The sequence below is a fragment of the Streptomyces sp. C genome (assembly GCF_000158895.1).
GTDB lineage: Bacteria > Actinomycetota > Actinomycetes > Streptomycetales > Streptomycetaceae > Streptomyces > Streptomyces racemochromogenes.
This window is the reverse complement of the sequence record NZ_GG657752.1, coordinates 122,191-142,209: the sequence shown is the minus strand read 5'-3', so window position 1 is coordinate 142,209 and position 20,019 is coordinate 122,191. Positions and strand designations below refer to the sequence as shown.

The 20,019-nt window shown below is 71.3% G+C and carries 22 protein-coding genes, 1 tRNA gene and 1 pseudogene; 13 read left to right on the top strand and 11 right to left on the bottom strand.

Going from position 1 to position 20,019, the window contains the following annotated elements; genetic code table 11:
- A pseudogene (locus tag SSNG_RS44585) lies at positions 1–110 on the top strand (sirohydrochlorin chelatase); the annotation flags it as partial.
- Positions 111–181: 71 nt separating this feature from the next.
- Here the strand turns inward: SSNG_RS44585 and SSNG_RS36880 are convergent.
- The 7 genes from SSNG_RS36880 to SSNG_RS36850 are packed head-to-tail and all read right to left on the bottom strand — an operon-like array spanning position 182 to position 6,481.
- Positions 182–1,069 (bottom strand): ABC transporter permease, encoded by an 888-nt coding sequence (locus SSNG_RS36880; protein WP_007269093.1) that lies wholly within the window; start codon positions 1,067–1,069, stop codon positions 182–184.
- Positions 1,056–1,868 (bottom strand): ABC transporter ATP-binding protein, encoded by an 813-nt coding sequence (locus tag SSNG_RS36875; RefSeq protein ID WP_007269092.1) that lies wholly within the window; start codon positions 1,866–1,868, stop codon positions 1,056–1,058. The genes SSNG_RS36880 and SSNG_RS36875 overlap by 14 nt, the downstream gene beginning before the upstream one ends.
- Positions 1,869–1,874: 6 nt before the next feature.
- Positions 1,875–2,990 (bottom strand): aliphatic sulfonate ABC transporter substrate-binding protein, encoded by a 1,116-nt coding sequence (locus SSNG_RS36870; protein WP_007269091.1) that lies wholly within the window; start codon positions 2,988–2,990, stop codon positions 1,875–1,877.
- Positions 2,991–2,992: 2 nt separating this feature from the next.
- The gene (locus SSNG_RS36865) at positions 2,993–4,282 is read right to left on the bottom strand and encodes a GTP-binding protein (protein WP_007269090.1); all 1,290 of its coding nucleotides are present in this window, start codon (positions 4,280–4,282) and stop codon (positions 2,993–2,995) included.
- A 2-nt stretch (positions 4,283–4,284) separates the two neighbouring features.
- Entirely contained in the window at positions 4,285–5,211 is a 927-nt protein-coding gene (gene cysD / locus SSNG_RS36860; protein ID WP_007269089.1) for a sulfate adenylyltransferase subunit CysD, read from the bottom strand.
- Positions 5,208–5,753: an adenylyl-sulfate kinase gene (cysC, locus tag SSNG_RS36855; protein WP_042804934.1), complete on the bottom strand. Its 546-nt coding sequence runs from the start codon at positions 5,751–5,753 to the stop codon at positions 5,208–5,210. The genes cysD and cysC overlap by 4 nt, the downstream gene beginning before the upstream one ends.
- Before the next feature lie 26 nt (positions 5,754–5,779).
- Complete coding sequence (locus SSNG_RS36850; RefSeq protein WP_007269087.1) at positions 5,780–6,481, bottom strand: phosphoadenylyl-sulfate reductase; 702 nt, start codon at positions 6,479–6,481, stop codon at positions 5,780–5,782.
- A 267-nt stretch (positions 6,482–6,748) separates the two neighbouring features.
- On the opposite strand from SSNG_RS36850, the gene SSNG_RS36845 reads away from it, so the two are divergent.
- Genes SSNG_RS36845 through SSNG_RS36825 form a run of 5 tightly spaced genes read left to right on the top strand, consistent with a single transcriptional unit; the run spans position 6,749 to position 12,129 of the window.
- Positions 6,749–8,503, top strand: a complete 1,755-nt coding sequence (locus tag SSNG_RS36845; protein WP_128637675.1) for a hypothetical protein — start codon at positions 6,749–6,751, stop codon at positions 8,501–8,503.
- Complete coding sequence (locus SSNG_RS38520; protein ID WP_050780102.1) at positions 8,500–9,678, top strand: hypothetical protein; 1,179 nt, start codon at positions 8,500–8,502, stop codon at positions 9,676–9,678. The genes SSNG_RS36845 and SSNG_RS38520 overlap by 4 nt, the downstream gene beginning before the upstream one ends.
- Positions 9,679–9,695: 17 nt before the next feature.
- A complete protein-coding gene (locus SSNG_RS36835) occupies positions 9,696–11,402 on the top strand; it encodes a nitrite/sulfite reductase (RefSeq protein ID WP_007269084.1) in 1,707 nt (568 codons plus the stop codon).
- Between the two features lie 47 nt (positions 11,403–11,449).
- On the top strand, positions 11,450–11,734 hold the full coding sequence (locus tag SSNG_RS36830; RefSeq protein ID WP_007269083.1) for a hypothetical protein: 285 nt from the start codon (positions 11,450–11,452) through the stop codon (positions 11,732–11,734).
- Positions 11,731–12,129, top strand: coding sequence for a PIN domain-containing protein (locus tag SSNG_RS36825; protein ID WP_007269082.1), 399 nt, complete (start codon positions 11,731–11,733; stop codon positions 12,127–12,129). The genes SSNG_RS36830 and SSNG_RS36825 overlap by 4 nt, the downstream gene beginning before the upstream one ends.
- 4 nt (positions 12,130–12,133) lie before the next feature.
- Here the strand turns inward: SSNG_RS36825 and SSNG_RS36820 are convergent, their stop codons facing one another.
- Together SSNG_RS36820 and SSNG_RS42810 are read right to left on the bottom strand one after the other, a co-directional pair.
- Complete coding sequence (locus SSNG_RS36820; RefSeq protein WP_042804873.1) at positions 12,134–12,340, bottom strand: hypothetical protein; 207 nt, start codon at positions 12,338–12,340, stop codon at positions 12,134–12,136.
- Positions 12,333–12,491: a hypothetical protein gene (locus SSNG_RS42810; protein WP_165365098.1), complete on the bottom strand. Its 159-nt coding sequence runs from the start codon at positions 12,489–12,491 to the stop codon at positions 12,333–12,335. Before SSNG_RS42810 ends, SSNG_RS36820 begins: the two co-directional genes overlap by 8 nt.
- A gap of 195 nt (positions 12,492–12,686) precedes the next feature.
- On the opposite strand from SSNG_RS42810, the gene SSNG_RS36815 reads away from it, so the two are divergent.
- The 3 genes from SSNG_RS36815 to SSNG_RS36805 all read left to right on the top strand — a co-directional run bounded on the left by SSNG_RS36815 (position 12,687) and on the right by SSNG_RS36805 (position 15,019).
- Entirely contained in the window at positions 12,687–13,928 is a 1,242-nt protein-coding gene (locus tag SSNG_RS36815; protein WP_241695348.1) for a helix-turn-helix transcriptional regulator, read from the top strand.
- Positions 13,919–14,422 (top strand): GNAT family N-acetyltransferase, encoded by a 504-nt coding sequence (locus SSNG_RS36810; protein ID WP_050780101.1) that lies wholly within the window; start codon positions 13,919–13,921, stop codon positions 14,420–14,422. The genes SSNG_RS36815 and SSNG_RS36810 overlap by 10 nt, the downstream gene beginning before the upstream one ends.
- Positions 14,423–14,485: 63 nt before the next feature.
- Entirely contained in the window at positions 14,486–15,019 is a 534-nt protein-coding gene (locus SSNG_RS36805; RefSeq protein WP_042804871.1) for a hypothetical protein, read from the top strand.
- Positions 15,020–15,521: 502 nt separating this feature from the next.
- Here SSNG_RS36805 and SSNG_RS36800 read toward each other — a convergent pair.
- The gene (locus SSNG_RS36800) at positions 15,522–16,805 is read right to left on the bottom strand and encodes an aminotransferase class V-fold PLP-dependent enzyme (RefSeq protein WP_206731439.1); all 1,284 of its coding nucleotides are present in this window, start codon (positions 16,803–16,805) and stop codon (positions 15,522–15,524) included.
- 284 nt (positions 16,806–17,089) lie between these two features.
- On the opposite strand from SSNG_RS36800, the gene SSNG_RS36795 reads away from it, so the two are divergent.
- Positions 17,090–17,446 carry a nuclear transport factor 2 family protein gene (locus SSNG_RS36795; protein ID WP_007269075.1) on the top strand — a complete coding sequence of 119 codons (357 nt, stop codon included), beginning with the start codon at positions 17,090–17,092 and terminating at the stop codon, positions 17,444–17,446.
- A gap of 79 nt (positions 17,447–17,525) precedes the next feature.
- Here the strand turns inward: SSNG_RS36795 and SSNG_RS36790 are convergent, their stop codons facing one another.
- Positions 17,526–17,909, bottom strand: coding sequence for a hypothetical protein (locus tag SSNG_RS36790; protein ID WP_007269074.1), 384 nt, complete (start codon positions 17,907–17,909; stop codon positions 17,526–17,528).
- Positions 17,910–18,066: 157 nt separating this feature from the next.
- On the opposite strand from SSNG_RS36790, the gene SSNG_RS42805 reads away from it, so the two are divergent.
- From SSNG_RS42805 to SSNG_RS42800, 3 genes are all read left to right on the top strand, one after another.
- Positions 18,067–18,152, top strand: a tRNA-OTHER gene (locus SSNG_RS42805).
- 155 nt (positions 18,153–18,307) lie between these two features.
- The gene (locus SSNG_RS36785) at positions 18,308–19,462 is read left to right on the top strand and encodes an iron-containing redox enzyme family protein (protein ID WP_241695347.1); all 1,155 of its coding nucleotides are present in this window, start codon (positions 18,308–18,310) and stop codon (positions 19,460–19,462) included.
- 6 nt (positions 19,463–19,468) lie between these two features.
- On the top strand, positions 19,469–20,019 hold a 551-nt coding region (locus SSNG_RS42800; protein ID WP_042804870.1), incomplete at its 3' end, for a hypothetical protein.

Here is a 20,019-nt window from a genome sequence, read left to right as displayed (position 1 = left end):
CCGGGGCCGACCAAGTGGGCGCCGTGCTCGGCGCCGCCCCGGAACTGGCGCGGCTCGTGCTGCTCCGGTACGACGCCGCCCGGGCCGGCGCCCTCGCCCTGACGGGCTGACGCGGGCGCCGGGCGGTCCGGGCGCTGCGGGTCGGCGGGTCGGCGGGTCGGCGGGTCGGCGGGTCGGCGGGTCAGCCTCGCAGGCCGCGGCGGCGCAGCATCCGCCGCTCCGCCGGGGCGAAGACCAGCAGTTCGACGGCGATGCCGACCAGCAGGATGAGGATGATGGCCAGGAAGACGCGGGCCATGTCGGAGGTCTCGCGCCCCGATTCCAGCAACTGGCCCAGGCCCAGGCCCAGGTCGGGGGAGCTGGCGATGATCTCGGCGGCCATCAGGGAGCGCCAGGAGAAGGCCCAGCCCTGCTTGAGCCCGGCCAGGTAGCCGGGCAGGGCGGCCGGCATCACGACGTAGCGGGCACCGCGCAGCCCGGTGGCGCCCAGCGAGCGGCCGGCCCGCAGGAACAGCGGCGGGACCTGGTCGATGCCGGAGACCAGGCCGTTGGCGATGGAGGGGGTGGCGCCGAGCAGGATGACGGCGTACATCATCGAGTTGTCCAGGCCCAGCCAGAGCACCGCCGGGGGCACCCAGGCCACCGACGGCAGGGACTGCAGACCGGACAGGACCGGGCCGACGGCGGCGCGGACGAACCTCACCCGGGCGACGAGCAGACCGAGCGGAGTGCCGATCACGAGGGCCAGCAGGAAGCCCGACAGGCCGCGCCAGACGCTGGTCCACAGGACGTCGAAGAGGGTGCCCTTGAACCAGAGGTCGGCCAGGCTGTCCCAGACCGCGGCCGGCGGCGGCAGCATGTGGTCGTCGGTGACCTCGGCCAGGGCGAGGACCTGCCAGGCCGTCAGCACCAGGGCCACGGCCGTGAGCGGGGGCAGGGCCTTGGCCAGGAGCACCCGGCGCAGCGGGGTGCGGGTCCCCTGGAGGGTCTCCAGCGCGTCCAGCCCGGCCAGCTCGTTGGCGCCGGTCCGGGGCCTGAGTTCGCGGGACACCGGTTCAGTGGCGGCCATGGCGGCGGATCTCCCCTCGCAGGCGTTCGGTGATCTCCAGGGACAGGTCCGCGACGTCCGCGTCCTCGATGCGGCGCGGCTGCGGGATGTCCACGGTCCATTCCTTCGCGACCCGCCCGGGGCGGGAGGAGAGGAGGACGACGCGCTGGGCGAGGCGGACGGCCTCGCGCACGTTGTGGGTGACGAAGAGGACGGACAGGCCCCCTGCGGCGGAGCCGCTCGTGTTCGCGTCTTCCCAGATGCGGGTGAGTTCGCCGTGCAGGACGTCGCGGGTGATGGCGTCGAGGGCCGCGAAGGGCTCGTCCATCAGCAGGAGGCGGCTGTCCTGGGCGAGGGCCCGGGCGAGGGCGACGCGCTGGCGCATGCCGCCGGAGAGTTCGTGGACGCGCTTGCCGTACGCGCCGCCGAGCCGGACCAGCTCCAGCAGCCGTTCGGCCTCGGGCCCGCGCTCGGCCTTGGGCACTCCGCGCAGCCGCAGGGCCAGCTCGATGTTCCTGCCCGCGGTGAGCCACGGGAACAGGGCGTGCTCCTGGAACATCAGGGCCGGACGGCCGAGGGTCTCGATGGTGCCGGCGGTCGGGGAGTCCAGGCCGGCCACCAGGTTGAGCAGGGTGGACTTGCCGCAGCCGGAGGCGCCGAGGAGGGTGACGAACTCTCCGGGAGCGACGTCGAGGCTGATGTCGTCCAGGACGAGCTGCGATCCGGCCGGGCCGGGGAAGGACTTCGAGACGTGCTCGATGCGGACGGCCGCGCGGGCCGTGGCGGTGCCGTGCTCCGCGTTGATGAGGGCGGTCGCCATCGCGGGTCACCTCCCTTGGTCGGCGGTGCCGAGACCCGCGTGGTCGACGGTGGGCTTGTGCAGGGAGCCGAGGACCTCGTTGAGCGGTCCGAGGTCGTAGATGCCCGTGAGGTCCGGCCGCTCCAGGAGGCCGGCCGCGACGGCGTGGTCGGACTGGGCCTTCAGGGTGGTGGCGAGGGGGTCGTCGGTGACGAGGATCCCGGGCCAGGCCGCGTCGACGACCTCGGGCTCCAGCTCCTTGCCGCTGAGGGTCTTCAGGGCGGCGTTGGCGGAGGCCTTGGCCCGGTCCGGGTCGGCGTTGATCCACTCGTTGGTCTTCACCGTGCCGCGCAGCACGGCCTCGACCACGTCGCGGTGCTCCTTGAGGAACTTCTGCGAGACGACGACGTTCGTGATGACGAACTTCCCGCCGGGCCACAGGTCCCGCTCGTCGAGGAGGACGGCGGCGCCCTCGGCGACGAGCTTGGAGGCGGTGGGCTCCGGCACCCAGGCGCCGTCGACGGCACCGGAACGGTAGGCGTCGGGGGTGACCGTGTTGTTGGTGCGGACGACGGAGACGTCGCCCCGGCCACTGGCCGCGTCGACCTTCCAGCCGCGTGCGGCGAGCCAGTGCAGGAACGCCACGTCCTGCGTGTTGCCGAGCTGCGGGGTGGCGATCTTCTTGCCCTTCAGGTCGTCCAGGGTCTTGATCTTGTCCGGGTTCACGACGAGCTTGACGCCGCCGGAGGCGGAGCCGGAGACGATCCGCAGGCTGGAGCCCTTGGACTTCGCGTACCCGTTGACGGCGGGCGAGGGGCCGATGAAGCCGATGTCGACGGAGCCCGCGTTCAAGGCCTCGATCTCGGCGGGCCCGGCGTTGAAGGTGGTGGTCTTCAGGGCGGTCCCGCCCAGCTCCCGCTGGATCAGGCCCTCCCGTACGCCGACCAGGGCGGTGGCGTGGGTCAGGTTCGGGAAGTACCCGATGCGGACCTCGGACGCGGACAGCTTCCGGGCCCCGTCGGCGGCCGCCGGTGCGGCGTCCGGGACCTTGACCGCCCGGGATCCGTAGCCGCAGGAGGCGAGGGCGGCGGCGAGCAGCAGGGCGAGGGCCGCGACGGGGCCTCGGCGGTGCGGTGGGGACATCGTCAGAGGGTCCATTCGTGCTCGTGCCCGGTGAAGGCCTCGCCCGCCATGCCGGCGGTCAGGGTGGTTCCGTCCGAGGGGTCGATGAGGAGGAAGGAGCCGGTGCGGCGGGAGTCGGCGTACGCGTCGGGGGCGAGTGCCTCGCCGGTGCGCAGGACGACGCGGCCGATGTCGTTGGCCACCAGCCGGCCGGGGTCGAGGTGCTGGGACAGGTCGGCGAGGGTCAGCCGGGAGGGGATCTCCCGGACGATCGCCTTGACCGTGCGGGTGGTGTGCTTGAGCAGGACGCGCTGGCCGACGGTCAGGGGCCGGTCGGCGACGTGGCAGACGGTGGCGACGACGTCCTGCGTGGTGGCCGGGGCGGCCCCGTCGGGGGCGATGAGGTCGCCGCGGGAGACGTCGATGTCGTCCTTGAGGCGCAGGGTCACCGACTGCGGCGCCCACGCGGTGTCCACGGACCGGCCGAGGGCGTCGATGCCCTCGATGACCGTCGTACGGCCCGACGGCAGGACGGTGACGGCCTCGCCGACGCGCAGGACGCCGGAGGCGATCTGGCCCGCGTAACCGCGGTAGTCGGGGTGCTCGGCGGTCTGCGGGCGGATCACGTACTGGACGGGGAAGCGGGCGGGGCCGGCGGTCAGCTCGTCGCTGACGGGCACGGTCTCCAGGTGTTCCAGGACGGTCGGGCCGCCGTACCAGTCCATGTGGGCGGAGGGCTCGACCACGTTGTCGCCGGCCAGGGCCGAGATGGGGATCGCCGTGAGGTCGTGGAGGCCGAGGCCGGCTGCGTAGGCGCCGAACTCGGCGGTGATGGCGGCGAAGACGCCCTCGTCGTAGCCGACGAGGTCCATCTTGTTGACGGCGAGGACGACGTGGGGGACGCGCAGGAGGGCGGCGACGGCGGCGTGGCGGCGGGTCTGCTCGATGACGCCGTTGCGGGCGTCGACGAGGACCACGGCCAGGTCGGCGGTGGAGGCGCCGGTGACCATGTTCCGGGTGTACTGCACGTGCCCGGGGGTGTCGGCCAGGATGAACCGGCGGCGGGCGGTGGCGAAGTAGCGGTAGGCCACGTCGATGGTGATGCCCTGCTCGCGTTCGGCGCGCAGGCCGTCGGTGAGCAGCGCCAGGTCCGGGGCGTCCTGGCCGCGGTCGGCGGAGACCCGCTCCACGGCTTCCAGCTGGTCGGCGAGGACCGATTTGGAGTCGTGGAGGAGCCGGCCGACCAGGGTGGACTTGCCGTCGTCCACGGACCCGGCGGTCGCGAAGCGCAGCAGCGTCGTCGTGTCGTCCATGGTTAGAAGTACCCTTCGCGCTTGCGGTCTTCCATCGCGGCCTCGGACAGCTTGTCGTCGGCGCGGGTCGCGCCCCGCTCGGTGAGGCGGGACACGGCGATCTCGGCGATCACGGCGTCCAGGTCGGCGGCGTCGGAGTCGACGGCACCGGTGCAGGACATGTCACCGACGGTGCGGTAGCGGATCCTCCGCCGCTCCACCGGCTCGGTGTCCTTCGGCCCGCCCCACGCACCCGCGGTCAGCCACATGCCGTTGCGCTGGAAGACGTCGCGCTCGTGCGCGAAGTAGATCCCGGGGAGTTCGATCTGCTCGCGGGCGATGTACTGCCAGACGTCGAGCTCGGTCCAGTTGGAGAGCGGGAAGACGCGGACGTGTTCGCCGGGGGCGTGGCGGCCGTTGTAGAGCTGCCACAGCTCGGGGCGCTGGCGGCGGGGGTCCCACTGGGAGAACTCGTCGCGCAGGGAGAACACGCGCTCCTTGGCGCGGGCCTTCTCCTCGTCGCGGCGGCCGCCGCCGAAGACGGCGTCGAACTTCAGCTGCTGGATGGCCTCGGTGAGCGGGACGGTCTGGAGCGGGTTGCGGACGCCGTCGGGGCGCTCGCGGAGCTTGCCGGCGTCGATGTACTCCTGGACGGAGGCCACGTGCAGGCGCAGGCCGTGCGCGGCGACGGCGCGGTCGCGGTAGGACAGGACCTCGGGGAAGTTGTGCCCGGTGTCCACGTGCAGCAGCGAGAACGGCACCGGCGCGGGCGCGAAGGCCTTCAGCGCCAGGTGCAGCATGACGATGGAGTCCTTGCCGCCGGAGAACAGGATCACCGGCTTCTCGAACTCACCCGCCACCTCACGGAAGATGTGCACCGCCTCCGACTCCATGGAGTCCAGGTGGTTCAGCGCCCTCGCAGCCCTGTTGATGGGGATGACGGTGGTCACGCGAGACCCCTCTGTTCGAGCAGCGCGAAGAGCGCGGCTGCGGATTCCCGGACGGTCTGCGTGTGCGACTCGATCCGCAGGTCCGGCTTCTGCGGTGCCTCGTAGGGGTCGTCGACGCCGGTCAGGCCGGAGATCTCGCCCGCCGCCTGCTTGGCGTACAGGCCCTTCACGTCGCGCTCGGAGCACACCTCGACCGGGGTGGCCACGTGCACTTCGAGGTAGTTCGTCGAAGCGGCGGCGTGCCGCTTCGCGACGGCCTCGCGGCTGTCGGCGAACGGCGCGATCACCGGGACGAGGGCCTTCACACCGTTGCGGGCGAGGAGTTCGGCGACGAAGCCGATCCGCTGCACGTTGGTGTGCCGGTCCTCGCGGCCGAAGCCCAGGCCCGCCGAGAGGAACTCGCGGATCTCGTCCCCGTCGAGCACCTCCACCTTGTGGCCCTCGGCGCGCAGCCGCTCGGCCAGCGCGTACGCGATGGTGGTCTTGCCAGCGCTGGGCAGACCGGTCAGCCACACGGTGGCTCCCTGGTCCCTCACGTCCATCCGCTCCGTCTCCGTGGGTTCCGTCATCAGCCGTGGAGTCCGCACTCGGTCTTGCCGCGTCCGGCCCAGCGGCCGGCCCGGGCGTCCTCGCCCTCCGCGACCCGGCGGGTGCACGGGGCGCAGCCGACGGAGGCGTAACCGTCCATCAGCAGCGGGTTCGTCAGCACCCCGTGCTCGGCCACGTACGCGTCCACGTCGTCCTGCGTCCAGCGGGCGATCGGGGAGACCTTGACCTTCTGCCGCCGGGCGTCCCAACCCACCACCGGCGTGTTCGCCCGGGTCGGGGACTCGTCACGCCTCAACCCGGTCGCCCACGCCTCGTACGGGGTCAGACCCTCTTCCAGGGGCTTGACCTTGCGCAGCGTGCAGCACAGGTCCGGATCCCGGTCGTGGAGCTTCGGACCGTACTCGGCGTCCTGCTCGGCCACCGTCCGGCGCGGGGTCAGCGTGATGACGTTGACGTCCATCACCGCCCCGACGGCGTCCCGCGTGCCGATCGTCTCCTCGAAGTGGTAACCGGTGTCCAGGAACACCACGTCCACACCCGGAGCCACCCGTGAAGCGAGATGGGCGACGACCGCGTCCTCCATCGAGGACGTCACGCAGAACCTCTTCCCGAAGGTCTCCACCGCCCAGCGCAGCACGTCCGGCGCGGAAGCGTGCTCCAGGTCCCGGCCCGCCCGTTCGGCGAGTTCTTTCACATTTCCGTGCACTTGAGTCGTCGTCATCCGGCGGCTCCTTCGAATGGGGAACGCGGCGAACGGGCAGGAATTCTCAGAGCCGAGATTAGCAACGCCGACACATAAAGCACTGACGGTCCACTGATAGCGGCTGAACAGGCACTATGTAGAAATTAGGAGCTTTGCCGAGTTCCTCCGGACGAATGTCAGGGCGCGGTAAGCCTCCTATCAGCGAACCGCCAGCGCCCTTGTGCGAAAGTGATCCGAAAATCCCTTTGCAATTCGGCCGACACCCCGGAGAGGGAACGCGGAGAAATGAGCCTGCAAGGTCTGCACGGTCTGCGCCGAGGAAGGCTGATACGCCGCCTCGCGCTCTGTCTGTCGGCGGTGGGACTCACCGCCTCCATGCTCACCGCGGCGGGCCCCGCCGCCGCCGGTACGCCGGAGACCTGGACCTCCAGCTTCCAGGGCAGCGACGGCGTCACGTACACGGCGACCAACCACCTGGTGGAAGCCTCGCGCGGGCCCGGTCGGCAGTGGATGCTCGTCTGGTCCGGACCGGCGAAGCAGCCGGCGCCCGACTTCCTGACCGTCATCGACGCCACCCCGGGCTCCCCCACGTACGGGAAGGTGGCCAACACGGTCACCGTCGGCCCGAACAACGGCAACGAGCCGCACCACATGCAGTACGTGTGGCACAAGGGCGACCGGATCTACGCCGGCGGCATCATGAGCGACACGACGTTCGTCTTCGACGCGAAGGCCCTGCCCGCGCTGACGATCGCCGGGGTCAACACCACCGCCGACACCCCCTGCGGGACCCTGCCCGACGCCTACCAGGTGCTGAGCGACGGCACCGCGTACGGCACGTACATGGGCGGCCCCAACGTCACCGGCCCCTGCACCTACACCAACGGCGAGGTGCGGGTCGGCAACGGCGCGGCGGGCTCGCCCGGCGAGATCGTGCGCATCGGCCAGGACGGGAAGACCATCGCGGAGATCCCGGCGGCCACCAAGGCGGGCGAGGACCCGGCGCAGTGCGGGAACGTACCCGCCCTGCCGGCCGCGACCTGCGCCAACCCGCACGGCATCGCCGTCCGCGAGGACCTCAACGTCATGGTGGCGAGCGACTTCGCCGAGGCCCGCAACTTCATGACGCCCGACTCGGCGCTGAAGGAGAACCTGGCCCGCCAGACCGTCCGCGTCTTCGACATCACCGACCGGGACAACCCGACCCTGAAGTCGGTGTCGAAGGTCGCCGACGGCCCGCGCGGGGCGCAGGAGCAGCGGGCCTTCTTCCGCGAGTCCCGCGTGGTCATGGAGACCGCGCTGACCAACCGGCCCGGCAACAAGGGCGCGTTCGTCTCCTCGATGGCCGGCGGGGCGATCTTCTACACGCCGGACATCACCGTGCCCGACCCGCAGTGGAAGGAGGTCTTCGACGACACCACCGCCTACCGGTCCTTCCAGCGCGACAAGGGGATCACCGGCAGCGGGGACAACGGCAGCTGGCTGGCCGTCAGCCCCGACGACCGCTTCCTCTTCCACACGGTGATGGGCCAGTCCGTGCCGTACGGCAAGCCGCTCGACGAGACCACCGGCATGATCTACGTACTGGACATCCAGAAGCTGCTCGCGGCCGGCACCGGCACGAAGTGCTCGGTCGACGAGCTCGCCGAGGCGAGCCGGGGCGGACGCGAGCGGGACTGCCCGGAGCTGGTGAGCACCGTCCCGATCCGCGACGTCAGCTCGGGCGGCCCGCACTGGGGCGCCATGGACAACTTCAAGCGCGGCGCGGACGGCGTCTACCGGGAGACGACCCAGGTCGGCCGGATCGCGGTCGCCAACTACTTCGTCGCCGGATCCTTCGGCGGCGGCGGTGACCACCGGGTGTGCATGTTCGACCTCGACCGGCGCGGCCGGGTGACCCTCGACCGCACCTTCCGGGACGAGAACACCGGCAAGCCGTGCGTCGGCTTCAACCGGGCGTCGTGGCCGCACGGCGACTTCGGCGACGCGCAGCCGCACGGTGTCCTGTTCGTGGTCAGCGACAGCGCCGTCCGACGGTGAACGCGGTCCTCCTGGCGGCGGTCGTCCTGACCGCCGCCCTGGCGGCGGGCGTCCTGCTGCTGCTCCGCACGCGGCTGCTCGCCCGCCGCACCACCGCCACGGCGTACTTCGCCGCGGCGGTGGCGTGCGCGGCCCTCGCCGGAGCCCTCGCCCCCTCCGGCGGCGCCGCGGGCGCGCGGGTGTCGGCCGGTCCCCTCCTCGGCTCCCTCGGGCTGGGCGGGCAGCAGGTGCCGGTGCTGGTGGTGCCGAACCGGCCCGGGCGCAACCTGGTGGGCGTCGCCGCCGCCGGAGCCTCGGCCGGGACGGACCGGGAGCGGCTCGTGCGGGGCGGGCCGCGCCCCGGGTCGACGCTGACGTGGATCCCGGTGGAACTGCCCGCCGGGCCCGGGCGGGTGTGGGTGTCGGCCGGCGGGTCTGCGGCGCCGCTGGCGGTGGACACGGGCCGCGCGGGCGGGAAGCCGGCGCCGGCCGGGCTGCTGGGCGCCGACGGGGCGGAGTGCGCGAGCGCCGCCGCCGGGGCGGTGCTGGGCGGCAGCACGCAGGCACCGGCCGGGTGCCCGTCCGACGCCCTGACGGAGCCGGACGCGGCCGCGCTGCGCGACACCGTCGCCTTCCTCTCGGGACGCGGAATCCGCTCCCTGGCCCTGGCCGAGGACGCCTCGCCGCGCGGGCGGGCCGCCGCCGCCGAGGTGCGTGCCGCCGCGGCCCGGGCGGGCATCGCCGTGGGGGCGCCGGACGCCTCGGCCCGCCGGCCGCTGGTGGTCACCTCCGGCTGGTCCGGCGCGGAGGCCTCCGTACGCGACGTCGAGGCCGGCCGCACCCTCGCCGAGGGCACGTACCTGGCGCCGTGGCTGCTGACCGCCCCGCTGCTCTCGCCGAGCGCGGGCCAGCTGATCCCGCTGCGGTACGCCCCGAACGGCCCGGCCGCCGTGGAGTACGCGGCCGCGCTCGGCGCCCGCCTGCCCGGCGAGGTGCCGACCGCCGCGGGGTACGAGGCCTGGCGCGCGGCCCGCGGTGCGGCGGGCCCGGCGCCCGCGAAGCTGTACGCCGCCGCCGTCCTCTACGTACCCGGCAGCGGAGGCCCGGCCGCCGCCGGCGGCCACCACCACACCACGTCCGCGAGCTGGCTGCCCAGCGGCATGATCGTCCCGGTCTCGAACCTCGGCACCACCTGACAAGGAGCAGGACCACCATGACGGAAACAGTCGCCGCGCCACCGGTCCGGACCACCAGAACCGCGCGCCCCGCCTCTGCCGGAAAACGCCCCGAGGGCCAATGGGCCCTAGACGGGCACGAGCCCCTCAACCCCAACGAGGAGTTCAAGGCGGCGGAGGACCCCCTCCTGGTCCGCGACCGAATCGAACGGATCTACTCCCGCGAGGGCTTCGCCTCCATCACCCCCGACGACCTGCGCGGCCGGATGCGCTGGTGGGGCCTGTACACCCAGCGCAAGCCCGGCATCGACGGCGGCAGGACCGCCTCCCTGCCCCCGGAGGACCTCGAGGACGAGCACTTCATGATGCGGGTGCGCAGCGACGGCGGCACCCTCGACGCCGCCCAGCTCCGCGCCATCGCCGACATCTCGATGCGCTTCGCCCGCAACACCGCCGACGTCACCGACCGGCAGAACATCCAGCTGCACTGGGTCCGGATCGAGGACGTCCCGACGATCTGGCGGCGCCTGGAACAGGTCGGCCTCTCGACCACGGAAGCATGCGGCGACTGCCCCCGCGTCATCGTGGGCAGCCCGGTAGCGGGGGTGGGAGCGGACGAGATCCTGGACGCGACCCCAGCCGTGAGGGAGATCGCCGCCCGCTACATCGGCGACCCCTCCCTCTCCAACCTGCCGCGCAAGTACAAGACGGCGGTGTCCTGGCTGCCGGACGTCCCGTACGAGATCAACGACCTGGCCTTCCTGGGCGCGGTCCACCCGGAGCACGGCCCGGGTTTCGGCATGTGGGTGGGCGGCGGCCTCTCGACGGTCCCGATCCTCGCCCAGCACGTGGGCGTCTGGATCCCCCTCTCGGACGTCCCGGACGTGTGGGTGGCGGTGGCCCGCCTCTTCCGCGACTACGGCTACCGCCGCCTGCGGTCCCGGGCCCGCCTGAAGTTCCTCGTGGCCGACTGGGGCGTGGAGAAGTTCCGCCGGGTCCTGGAGGAGGAGTACCTGGGCCGCCCCCTCCCCGACGGCCCGGCCCCCTCCCTCCCCCCGGCCCCGATCGACCACATCGGCGTACACCGCCAGCGGGACGGCCTCTCGTACGTCGGCGCCGCACCGGTCGCCGGCCGCCTCTCGGGCACGAAGCTGGCAGCCCTGGCCGACCTGGCCGAATCCCACGGCAGCGGCCGCGTCCGCCTCACCCCGTACCAGAAGCTCCTGGTCCTGGACGTGGCCGACCCGGAGCCCCTGATCTCCGCCCTGGCGGAAATCGGCCTCCAGGCCCGCCCGTCCCCGTGGCGGCGCAACACGATGGCGTGCACGGGCATCGAGTACTGCAAGCTGGCGATCGTGGAAACGAAGGAACGCGCGGCCACCCTGGTCAAGGAGCTCGAAAAACGCCTGGCCAACGAAGAGGCATCCCTCACCATCAACGTGAACGGCTGCCCCAACTCCTGCGCCCGCACCCAGGTCGCGGACATCGGCCTCAAGGGCCAGCTGGTCCCGGACGAGAACGGCCGCCAGGTCGAGGGCTTCCAGATCCACCTGGGCGGCACCCTGACCCTCTCCTCCGACCAGCAAGGCACCTTCGGCAAAAAACTCCGCGGCCTCAAAACCACAGCCGCGGACCTCCCCGACTACGTGGAACGCCTCACCCGCGCCTACCTCGCGGACCGCACCGACCCCTCGGAGTCCTTCACCGCCTGGATCGCCCGCTGCGACGAGTCGTCCCTCCAGTAGCCCGCACCCGACACCCTCTATGGCATTCAAAATGCCATAATGACGTCATGGCTGACGACGACATCGACTTCCCACCCGGGGACGGCCCCAGCAGCGGCATCTCCGTTTCCCTCACCGCAGGCACCCTGCAGGCGATCCGGGACCGGGTCGGCAAGCGGGGCGTGTCCGCCTACCTGGAGAAGGCGGCCCAGCGGCAGATCGAGCGTGACAACCTGGAGGAGCTGATCGCCGACTTCAACGCGGTCAACGGCCCCGCCGACCCCGAGGCCGTGGCCGCCAAGCGGGCGAGGCTCACCGGCGACACCTCCACCGGAGCCGGGGCGGCGGCGTGAGTGGTGCCCTGATCCTGGACAGCGAGGGCCTGGCCAAGGCCGTGCAGCGCGACCGGGAGATCCACGAATGGCTCACCGCCGCCCACGACGCCGACCTTCCAGTGATCACCTCGGCCGCGGTGCTGGTGGAGGTGATCCACCCCCGGATCAACGACGCGGCACTCAAGTGGACCCTGTCCCGACTGCGGGTGGAGCCACTCACCCAGGCCCTGGCCCAGTCCGCCGCCGCCCTGCTGCGCACCGCAGGCCTGCACGGCCACAAGTACGCGATCGACGCCATGCTCTGCGCCACGGCCCTTGCTCAGCCGGGCCGGGTCACGATCCTGACGTCCGACGTCGAGGACATCTCCATGCTCACAGCCGAGCACCCGCGCGTAACCGCCGCGAAGGTCTGACCCGTCAGGCGGGCTCGACGTTGCCGACGGCGGTGGTGAACTCGCGCCCGGACGCGCCCCGGATGTACGCGAGCTCCACCCAGTGCTCGGTCCCGGTGTCGGAGACGTTCTCGTTGACCACGGCCATCAGCTCGCCCTCCACCCCGGACGCGATGTCGCGCACGCGCTTGCGCAGCAGACGGTGCGGCACGTACTCGTAGCACTCACTCATCCGGCAGCTCCGATCCCATGCCGAGCAGAAAGTGCTCCCACCCGACCTGGGCCCGCGCGAGCAGGTCCGCACTGGGCAAGGACAGCGGGGCGGTCCCGGCGCCGTCGGGGGTGTCCAGGCTCAGCACGTTGCGCGGAAGTGGACTGGTCAAAGAGGGCTCCTCACCGCCGTCAGTGGGGGTAATCGGCCCGAGGTGATCTCGGCCCGTGTGACCAGTCAACTGCCTTTGGCCATGAGGGAACAGGAAGGGCAGCCTGACGCTGCACGCCCAGCGAGCGGAAAACTTTGCGCCCGCTTTACGAGCGACCTGGCGCGGAGAGTGAAGAGCGGACTACGTTCCGATGTCATGCCAGCCAACGCCGTGTTGAAGCGGAGGATGCGCGAACTCGGCCTTACTCAAGACGAGTTGGCGTCACAGATGAACATCGCGCTACTGAAAATCATCGGACGGCCGGGCGAGGTGTCCGCACGGACAGTGCGCAACCTGGTGAACGGCGCCACCAGGCGCCCGATCGGCCGTACATGTGCCGCGTTGGAAGCGGTTTTCGGATGCCCCACCGCGGATTTAGGGTTCGACCCACCACGTACCGCCGCACCAGCGGAGGATCCAGTGCATCGTCGTACCCTCCTTGTCGCAGCGACCGGAACCGCCGTCGCTGCTGCCGCCCCGGCACGACACTCACGGCTGGGACAACCAGACGCGGACCGGTTCCACCTGGAGTACACCCACCTACTCCGCGATGATTCACGGCTCGGCGGAGCCCGGGAGATCGAGCACAAGGCGGGTGAACTGGCCACCCGTATTCAAGCCTCACTCGCCAACGGCGGCGCCTCTGACCGCATCCAGCGACAGATGTACCGACTCGCATCCGACGTGACGTGCCTGGCAGCATTCGCCGCCATCGACGCGAGCGCGCCCCAGCGAGCACGCGCCCATCTCGACCGGGCCTTCACCCTCGCGGGCCTCGCACGCGACTCCGAGACCATGTACCGGGTCTGGGACCACCTGATGCTCACCTCCAGCCAGCACGAGAACCACGCCGAGGCGGCGGCCGGCGCAGAGGTGATGAAGCGTTCGTCAGCTGCCCGACGTGATCCGTTGTACGCGTCACTCGGGTACATGCGGCGCGCCAACGCTCTGGCAAGGCTGTGCCAGCCCACGGAGTCACTGCGCGCCCTGAACCTGGCCGAGAGGGCCTTCCTGCCTGCCTCGGGAAAGACGCCGTCGGGATGGATCTCGTTCTACAGCCGGGCCGAGTTCGACGCCCTGTCGTCGTACGTCTGGACGGCGCTCGGAGAGCACGCGCGGGCCGAGTCATGCCTTCACCGCACCCTCGCCGCCATCCCTGCGGAAATGATTCGGAACAGAGCCCTGTACACGGCGCACCTGTCTCTGGCCCAAGCTCGGCAGGGGGAAGTGGAGCTCGCGTGCGCGACCGGACGGCGAGCATTCGGGATGCTGCTGCCGGATTCCGGGTCGCAGCGTACGGCGAACACGCTCGCCAGAACGCGCCAAGTCATCGCGGCCACAGGAACGAAGGCGCCTGAGGCCCTGAGCTGGATCGAGGAGTCACGACGATGGACCTGAAGTGGTACACGCACACCGACGCGCCGGACGTCCGCTCCTTGCTCCTGGACCTCCACGACGAGGTGTACGCGCACGACCCCGACCCCTTCCACTCGCGCGAGCGGTTCTCCTACTTCGTCGACCTGTGGTCGGCGCGCGAGGACTGGACGTGCGTCTCGGGCTGGGAGAACAACAGTCCGGTCGGATACGCGTACGGATCGAAGTTCAAGCCGGGCGGCTGGTGGAAGGGGGCGGACCGGCCCAAGGGGGTGCGGGGCCGGATCTTCGCCCTCTCCGAGCTGATGGTGACACCCCAGTGGCAGGGCACCGGTCGCGCCCAACGCATCCACGACGCGCTGCTCCAGTCGATGGACGTGGACTTCGCGACCCTCCTCGTCGACTCCACCCACGCGAAAGTGCAGGCCTTGTACGAAAGCTGGGGCTACGAAAAGCGGGACGAGGCCAAGCCCTCCGACGACTCCCCCGTCTACGCGGTCATGGTGCGTGACCTATAGAGCCGGCGCCGAAACAGCCGCACCGGCGCACGGGGCGATCTGAACCAACAGGAAGGGCATCCCATGACGACCCGACTTCGCAGGTTCACCGACGTGGAGCAGGCCTGCCTCCCACTCATCGAGGCGTACGCCGAGGTCCGCGCACCGTTGCTGCACCTGCCGAACTACTCCGTGCCGACCTTGGCCGAGCGCCTGCAGCGCTACGGCCGCACGCCCGGCTTCTCCGCCGTCCTCGCCTTCGACGCCGAGGACCGGCCGGTCGGGTACGCGTACGGCAACACCGTGGAGGCCGGAGACCTCTGGTGGAAGCGCATCAGCGACGACCTGGACACGGAATACACCCGTGCGCCGACCCTGGCGCTCCGCGAGATCGGCGTGACGGCTGCCTTCCGGGGGACGGGCCTGGCCCGGCGGATCCATGACGACCTGCTGGCCGGCCGCGAGGACCGGTACGCATCGCTCATGGTCAATCCGGCCGCCGGCGAGGGGAAGGTCCAACGGGTCTACGAGTCATGGGGCTACAAGGCGATCGGCCCCGTCCAGCCCGCCCCGGACTCCCCCGTCCTCACCGCGATGGTCCGGCCATTGAACGCGTAACCCGCGAATGACCAGCCCAGGACGGCCGCCAGACGCCGAGATCCGAGGAGCGCGTAGCGATCTATCGCGCCTGGGCGCTCCGGAGGCCTCCCTGGTCAACCTCTCGTGCAGGTTGCCGCGCCCCCGGCCCGGAACCGCAGACATGGAGGCCCGGATGCCCGGCCTGCCGACGCCCGGCCCCCCGCCCCATCCCTGACGGACCCGCCCCTCCCCCTCTGGACCGTGCCGTTCTCTTGGGGGTTTCCCGGCAGTCTTTCGGCTTTCCGGGGCGGGTCGGTCGGTCAAGGGTCGCCGAAGGCGATCGCGTAGCGACGCGACGAAGGAGCGCCCTTGAGGGACCGGCCCGAACCGGAAGGACGATGGGACTGACGGGAAGCCCCCAACCCTCCCTGAGGCCGCCCGAGGGGATACCGCCCCCCGTACCACCGGCCCGCAGAGGGGGAGGCGGGTGGGCAACTACCGACCGGGCCCAGTGCCTCGAGGGGGAGATAGCGGGCCCCCCTCAGCCGGCCCCCAGTTCCTCCCCCAGCGCCTCCAGGATGACCCTCGCGCTGCGGTCGACGTCCTCCGTCGTCGTCCGCCAGTTGACCACCGAGACGCGCATCGCCGCCCGGCCCTCCCACAGCGTGCCGCCGAACCAGCATTCGCCGCTGCGCTGGATGCGGGCGATGACCCGCCGGGTCGTCTCGTCGTCGTCGCCGAAGCGGACGAGCAGCTGGTTCAGGACCACGTCGTTGAGGAGTTCGACCCCCTCCACACCACCCAGGTGCTCCGCGAATCGCCGCACGTGTGCGCAGCAGCGTTCCACCAGGTCGGCGACCCCGCTGCGGCCCAGGGTGCGCAGTGCCGCCCAGACCGGGAGGCTGCGGGCGCGGCGGGAGAAGTCCGGGACCCATTCGATGGCGTCGCGTTCGCCATCGGTACCCGGCGGGAGGTAGCCGGCGCGTTCGTTGAGCATGGCCGCGCGGTGGGCCTCGGGGTGGGCGATGACGACGATGCCGCAGTCGTAGGGGACGTTGAGCCACTTGTGGGCGTCCAGGGCCCAGGAGTCGGCCCGCTCCACGCCCGCCACCAGCGGGCGGAGTTTCGGGCTGGCCGCGGCCCACAGGCCGAAGGCGCCGTCGACGTGGACCCAGGCCCCGTACCGGTGGGCGATGTCGCAGACCTCCCCGACGGGGTCGACGGCGCCGGAGTTGACGTCGCCGATCTGCGCGCAGACGATCACCGGGCCGTCGATCCCGGCCAGGGCGGCGTCCAGTTCCGCCGGAACCATGCGGCCCTTCTCATCCACGGGCACGTTGCGGATGCGCGCGGTGCCGAAGCCGAGGTAGCGGGCGGCGAGGTCGATGGTCATGTGGTGCTGGGCGCCGGCGACGATGGCCACGTCGGACGCGCCGCCCAGGCCGTCGCGTTCCACGTCCCAGCCGGCTTCCGCGAGGAGCTTGTGGCGGGCGGCCGCGAGCGAGGTCAGGTGGGCCATGGTGCAGCCGGTGGGGAAGCCGACGGAGGCGTGGGCGGGCAGGCCCAGCAGATCCAGCACCCACTGCGCGGCGACGTCCTCGGCCACGGCGATGGCCGGGGAGAGGTTGTAGAGGCTGGCGGTCTGGTCGTAGGCGGCGACCAGCCAGTCCGTGGCGATCGCGACCGGGAGGGTGCCGCCGGTGACGTAGCCGAAGTAGCGGGGGCCGTTGGCGGTCGGGATGCCGCCTTCGGCCACGGCTCGGCCCAGGACCTCGATGGTCTGCGTCGCGTCGGCCGGGCCTTCGGGCAGCGGGCCACCGAACATTTTCAGCAATTGTTCCGAGCCGGCAGTGGCACCCACCGGCCGATCGGCGAGACCCGCCAGATATTCGATGGCCTGCTGATAGGCCAATGCGAGAGGCGCACTGTCTGCTGTGGTCATAGTACGAAGCTAGGCGGCTGGTACTGACGTGCGACTGACTCAAATGGCCGGAACTCCCAAAGGCTTGGACACGGAGCCGTTGGACTGTATTACTTTCTCCTGTGGCCCTGGCCGATCCGGCCGGGGCGCCGCCCTCCCTGCCGAGTCCTGAGACATGAGGAGTTCCGATGTCCGATGAGCAGACGCGCAAGGTTATCGAACAGTTCAACCAGGCATTCCAGCTGCACGACCCGGGCCTGCTGAAGGACATCCTCGCCCCGAACTGCCGGCTGGAGAACTCCGGTCCCGCACCCGACGGCTCGAAGCACGCCGGTTATGACGAATGTCTTCAGTTCTGGACCTCGATCGCGGGCAACGAGAACATCACCTTCGAGGTCGAGGACGTCTGGGTGGCCGGCGAGCGCTCCGTCTGCCGCTGGACGCTGCGCTGGGGCAGCGGGGCCCGGGACTTCGTGCGCGGGGTGAACGTGCACCGCCTGGAGAACGGCCTGCTCGCCGAGAGCTTCGGGTACGTGAAGGGATAACTCCCCAGCAAAATACCCAATGGGGAGGGGCACGGTCCGGAATTCCGGGCCGTGCCCCTCCCTTTTTGTGCGGCCGGCGTCAGTCGGCGAGCTGCGACACGATCATCACGCAGTCCTCCAGGGCCTTGGTGGCGTGCCCCTTGCCCTGCGTGTCCTCGACCAGCTGGGTGTTGCCGGGCACGAACGTGCGCCAGGTGCCGTCGCTGACCCCGCACTCCATCTTGCCGCTGACCAGCGTCATGATCTGGCGGCGCGGGGCCGGGTGGAAGTCGCCGAACCAGCCGGCCGGGATGTAGAGGTAGACGGCCTGCTTGGCCGGCACGCCCTCGGAGACGAAGAGCGAAGGCGCGGGCGGGGCGAAATTGAGGGCGGTCACCTCCAGCGTCTCGTCTATGAAATGCGATTCGCCGTTCTCGTCGTTGTAGAGACGGGAAACGGCGATTTTGGCGGTCTCGGCACTCACGGAATCTCCCTGCGAAGTAGTTCGATCGATCGACCGTCCTTCACTATCCCAGCCGACGCTGATGCGACCCTGACCGACAGCCGTAATTGCCGTCTCAGAAATTCATCAGCACCATGTCAGCCGGACCGTGCCAAGCTGATGGCAGAGAAAGGCCGTTGGAGAGGTACCCAAAGCGGCCGAATGGGGTCCGGCCATTTCGCCGGACGGGCTCTGCCCACGCAGGTTCGAATCCTGCCCTCTCCGCAGGTGCTCATCCCAGGCACGCGCATCCCGATACGACGACGAGGGATGCGCGTGCTTTGGCATGAGGGGCCGCCCGTGCGCGCGGGTCCGCGCGACGGAGACGTACGTACGTCCTTCCTCTTCCCTCTTCCGCAACCCGCGCGACCCCGAGAGACATGGAGACGCAGTTGCCCACCAGCGACCACCCCAACATGCCCGCGATCCGCACCCACACCCACACCCACCCCCACAACCACACCCCCAGGACCGACGCCGCCGCGCTCGTCGAGGAGGTCTCGTCCTGGCTGGCCGTGGACGCCGACGAGATCGACGCCAAGTTCTCGGGCGAACGCTCCCGCATCGTCGAGGCCGTCACCGACCTGAACGCCGCCGCGGCCGGCCCCGGCCCCCACCGCGAGGACGCCCACTACCACCAGCAGCTCCTCCTCTCCCGCATCTACCAGACGGTGATGCAGATACCCGACCGCCCCAGCGCCGAGGGCTCGGTGCTGCTGCACGAGGTCACCCGGCTGCTGGAGAACGCCACCCTCCAGGCCGAGGACGCCCATCTGGAGCCCGGCCTGCTTGAGTCGGCGCCCGCCGATCCCAAGCAGTTCCTGTCCTGGCTCAAGGGCATCGTCCGCAGGCACCGCGCCTTCAAGCACCCGTACTACACGGACTTCATCAACCGGGAGGCGCGCAGCGAGGACCTGCGCACGTACGTCATCCAGGAGTCGCTGATCGACGGCCGCTTCGACGACTTCCTCGCGATGATGCAGATCGGCACGGTCGGCGCCAGCAAGATGGAGATCGCCGGCAACTACTGGGACGAGATGGGCAACGGCGACCCGGAGGCGGTGCACACCCACCTCTTCAACAAGATCTACGAGGTCTTCGACGTCCGCCCCGAGGACCTGGAAGCCGCCATGACCACGACCGACCTGCACTCCGGGAACCTGGCGGTGCTGCTGTGCCGCTACCGGCACCTGTACCCGGAGGCGGTCGGCTTCCTCGGCATGACGGAGTGGCTGGCCCCCGACCGGTTCCGCAACGTCGTACGGGCCTGGGAACGGCTGGGCCTGCCGGAGGTCGGGATCACCTACCACCGCCTGCACATCACCATCGACTCCCAGCACGCGGCGGGCTGGTTCCACAACGTGGTCATCCCGAGCGCCGACTCCGCCTACATGCGCCGGGGCATCGCCCGCGGGGCGCTGTGGCGCGCCAACTCCTCCGCCCGCCACCTCGACGAGCGCCTGGAGCTGGCGCGGCCCGGCGCCGACACCGCCGAGGGTGCGCTCCCCGAGCGCACGCCGGTCGCCGCGGGCTGAGCCGTCGTGTCACTGCGGGAGCACGGCTTCGCGCTGGTCGGGCTGGATCCGGTCCCCGGGGCGGTCGTGGCCGCCTTCGCCGAGCCCTCGTACGTGAACGCGTACGGGTACGGGGTCGTGCGGCTGCGGATGTCGTGGACGGCGGACGACGACTGGCTCTTCCTGCCCGTCCCCTCGTACGAGGTGCCGTACGACGTCCCGTACGACGGGGCGGACCGGCGGCTGGAGGCGGGGATGGCGGCGCTGCTGCGGCGGGCGCTGGGCGGGCCGTGGCTGGACGTGCACGCGGACTGGCTGATCGAGCTGCACCGGGTCCGCACGGTGGCGCCGGCCGGGACCACGGTCCCGGTGCGGCTGCCCGGGCCGCCGGTCGCGGGCACGGGCACGGGCGCGGGCGCGGGCACGGGCGCGGGCACGGGCGCGGGCACGGGCGCGGGCACGGGCGCGGGCACGGGCGCGGGCACAGCCGACGGCGGCTTCGGGCTGGTGGCGGTGGTCGGGCGTACCGGGGCCGGTCCGGGCCGGGTGCGGCTGTTCGGCGCCGGCCGGACCGCGCC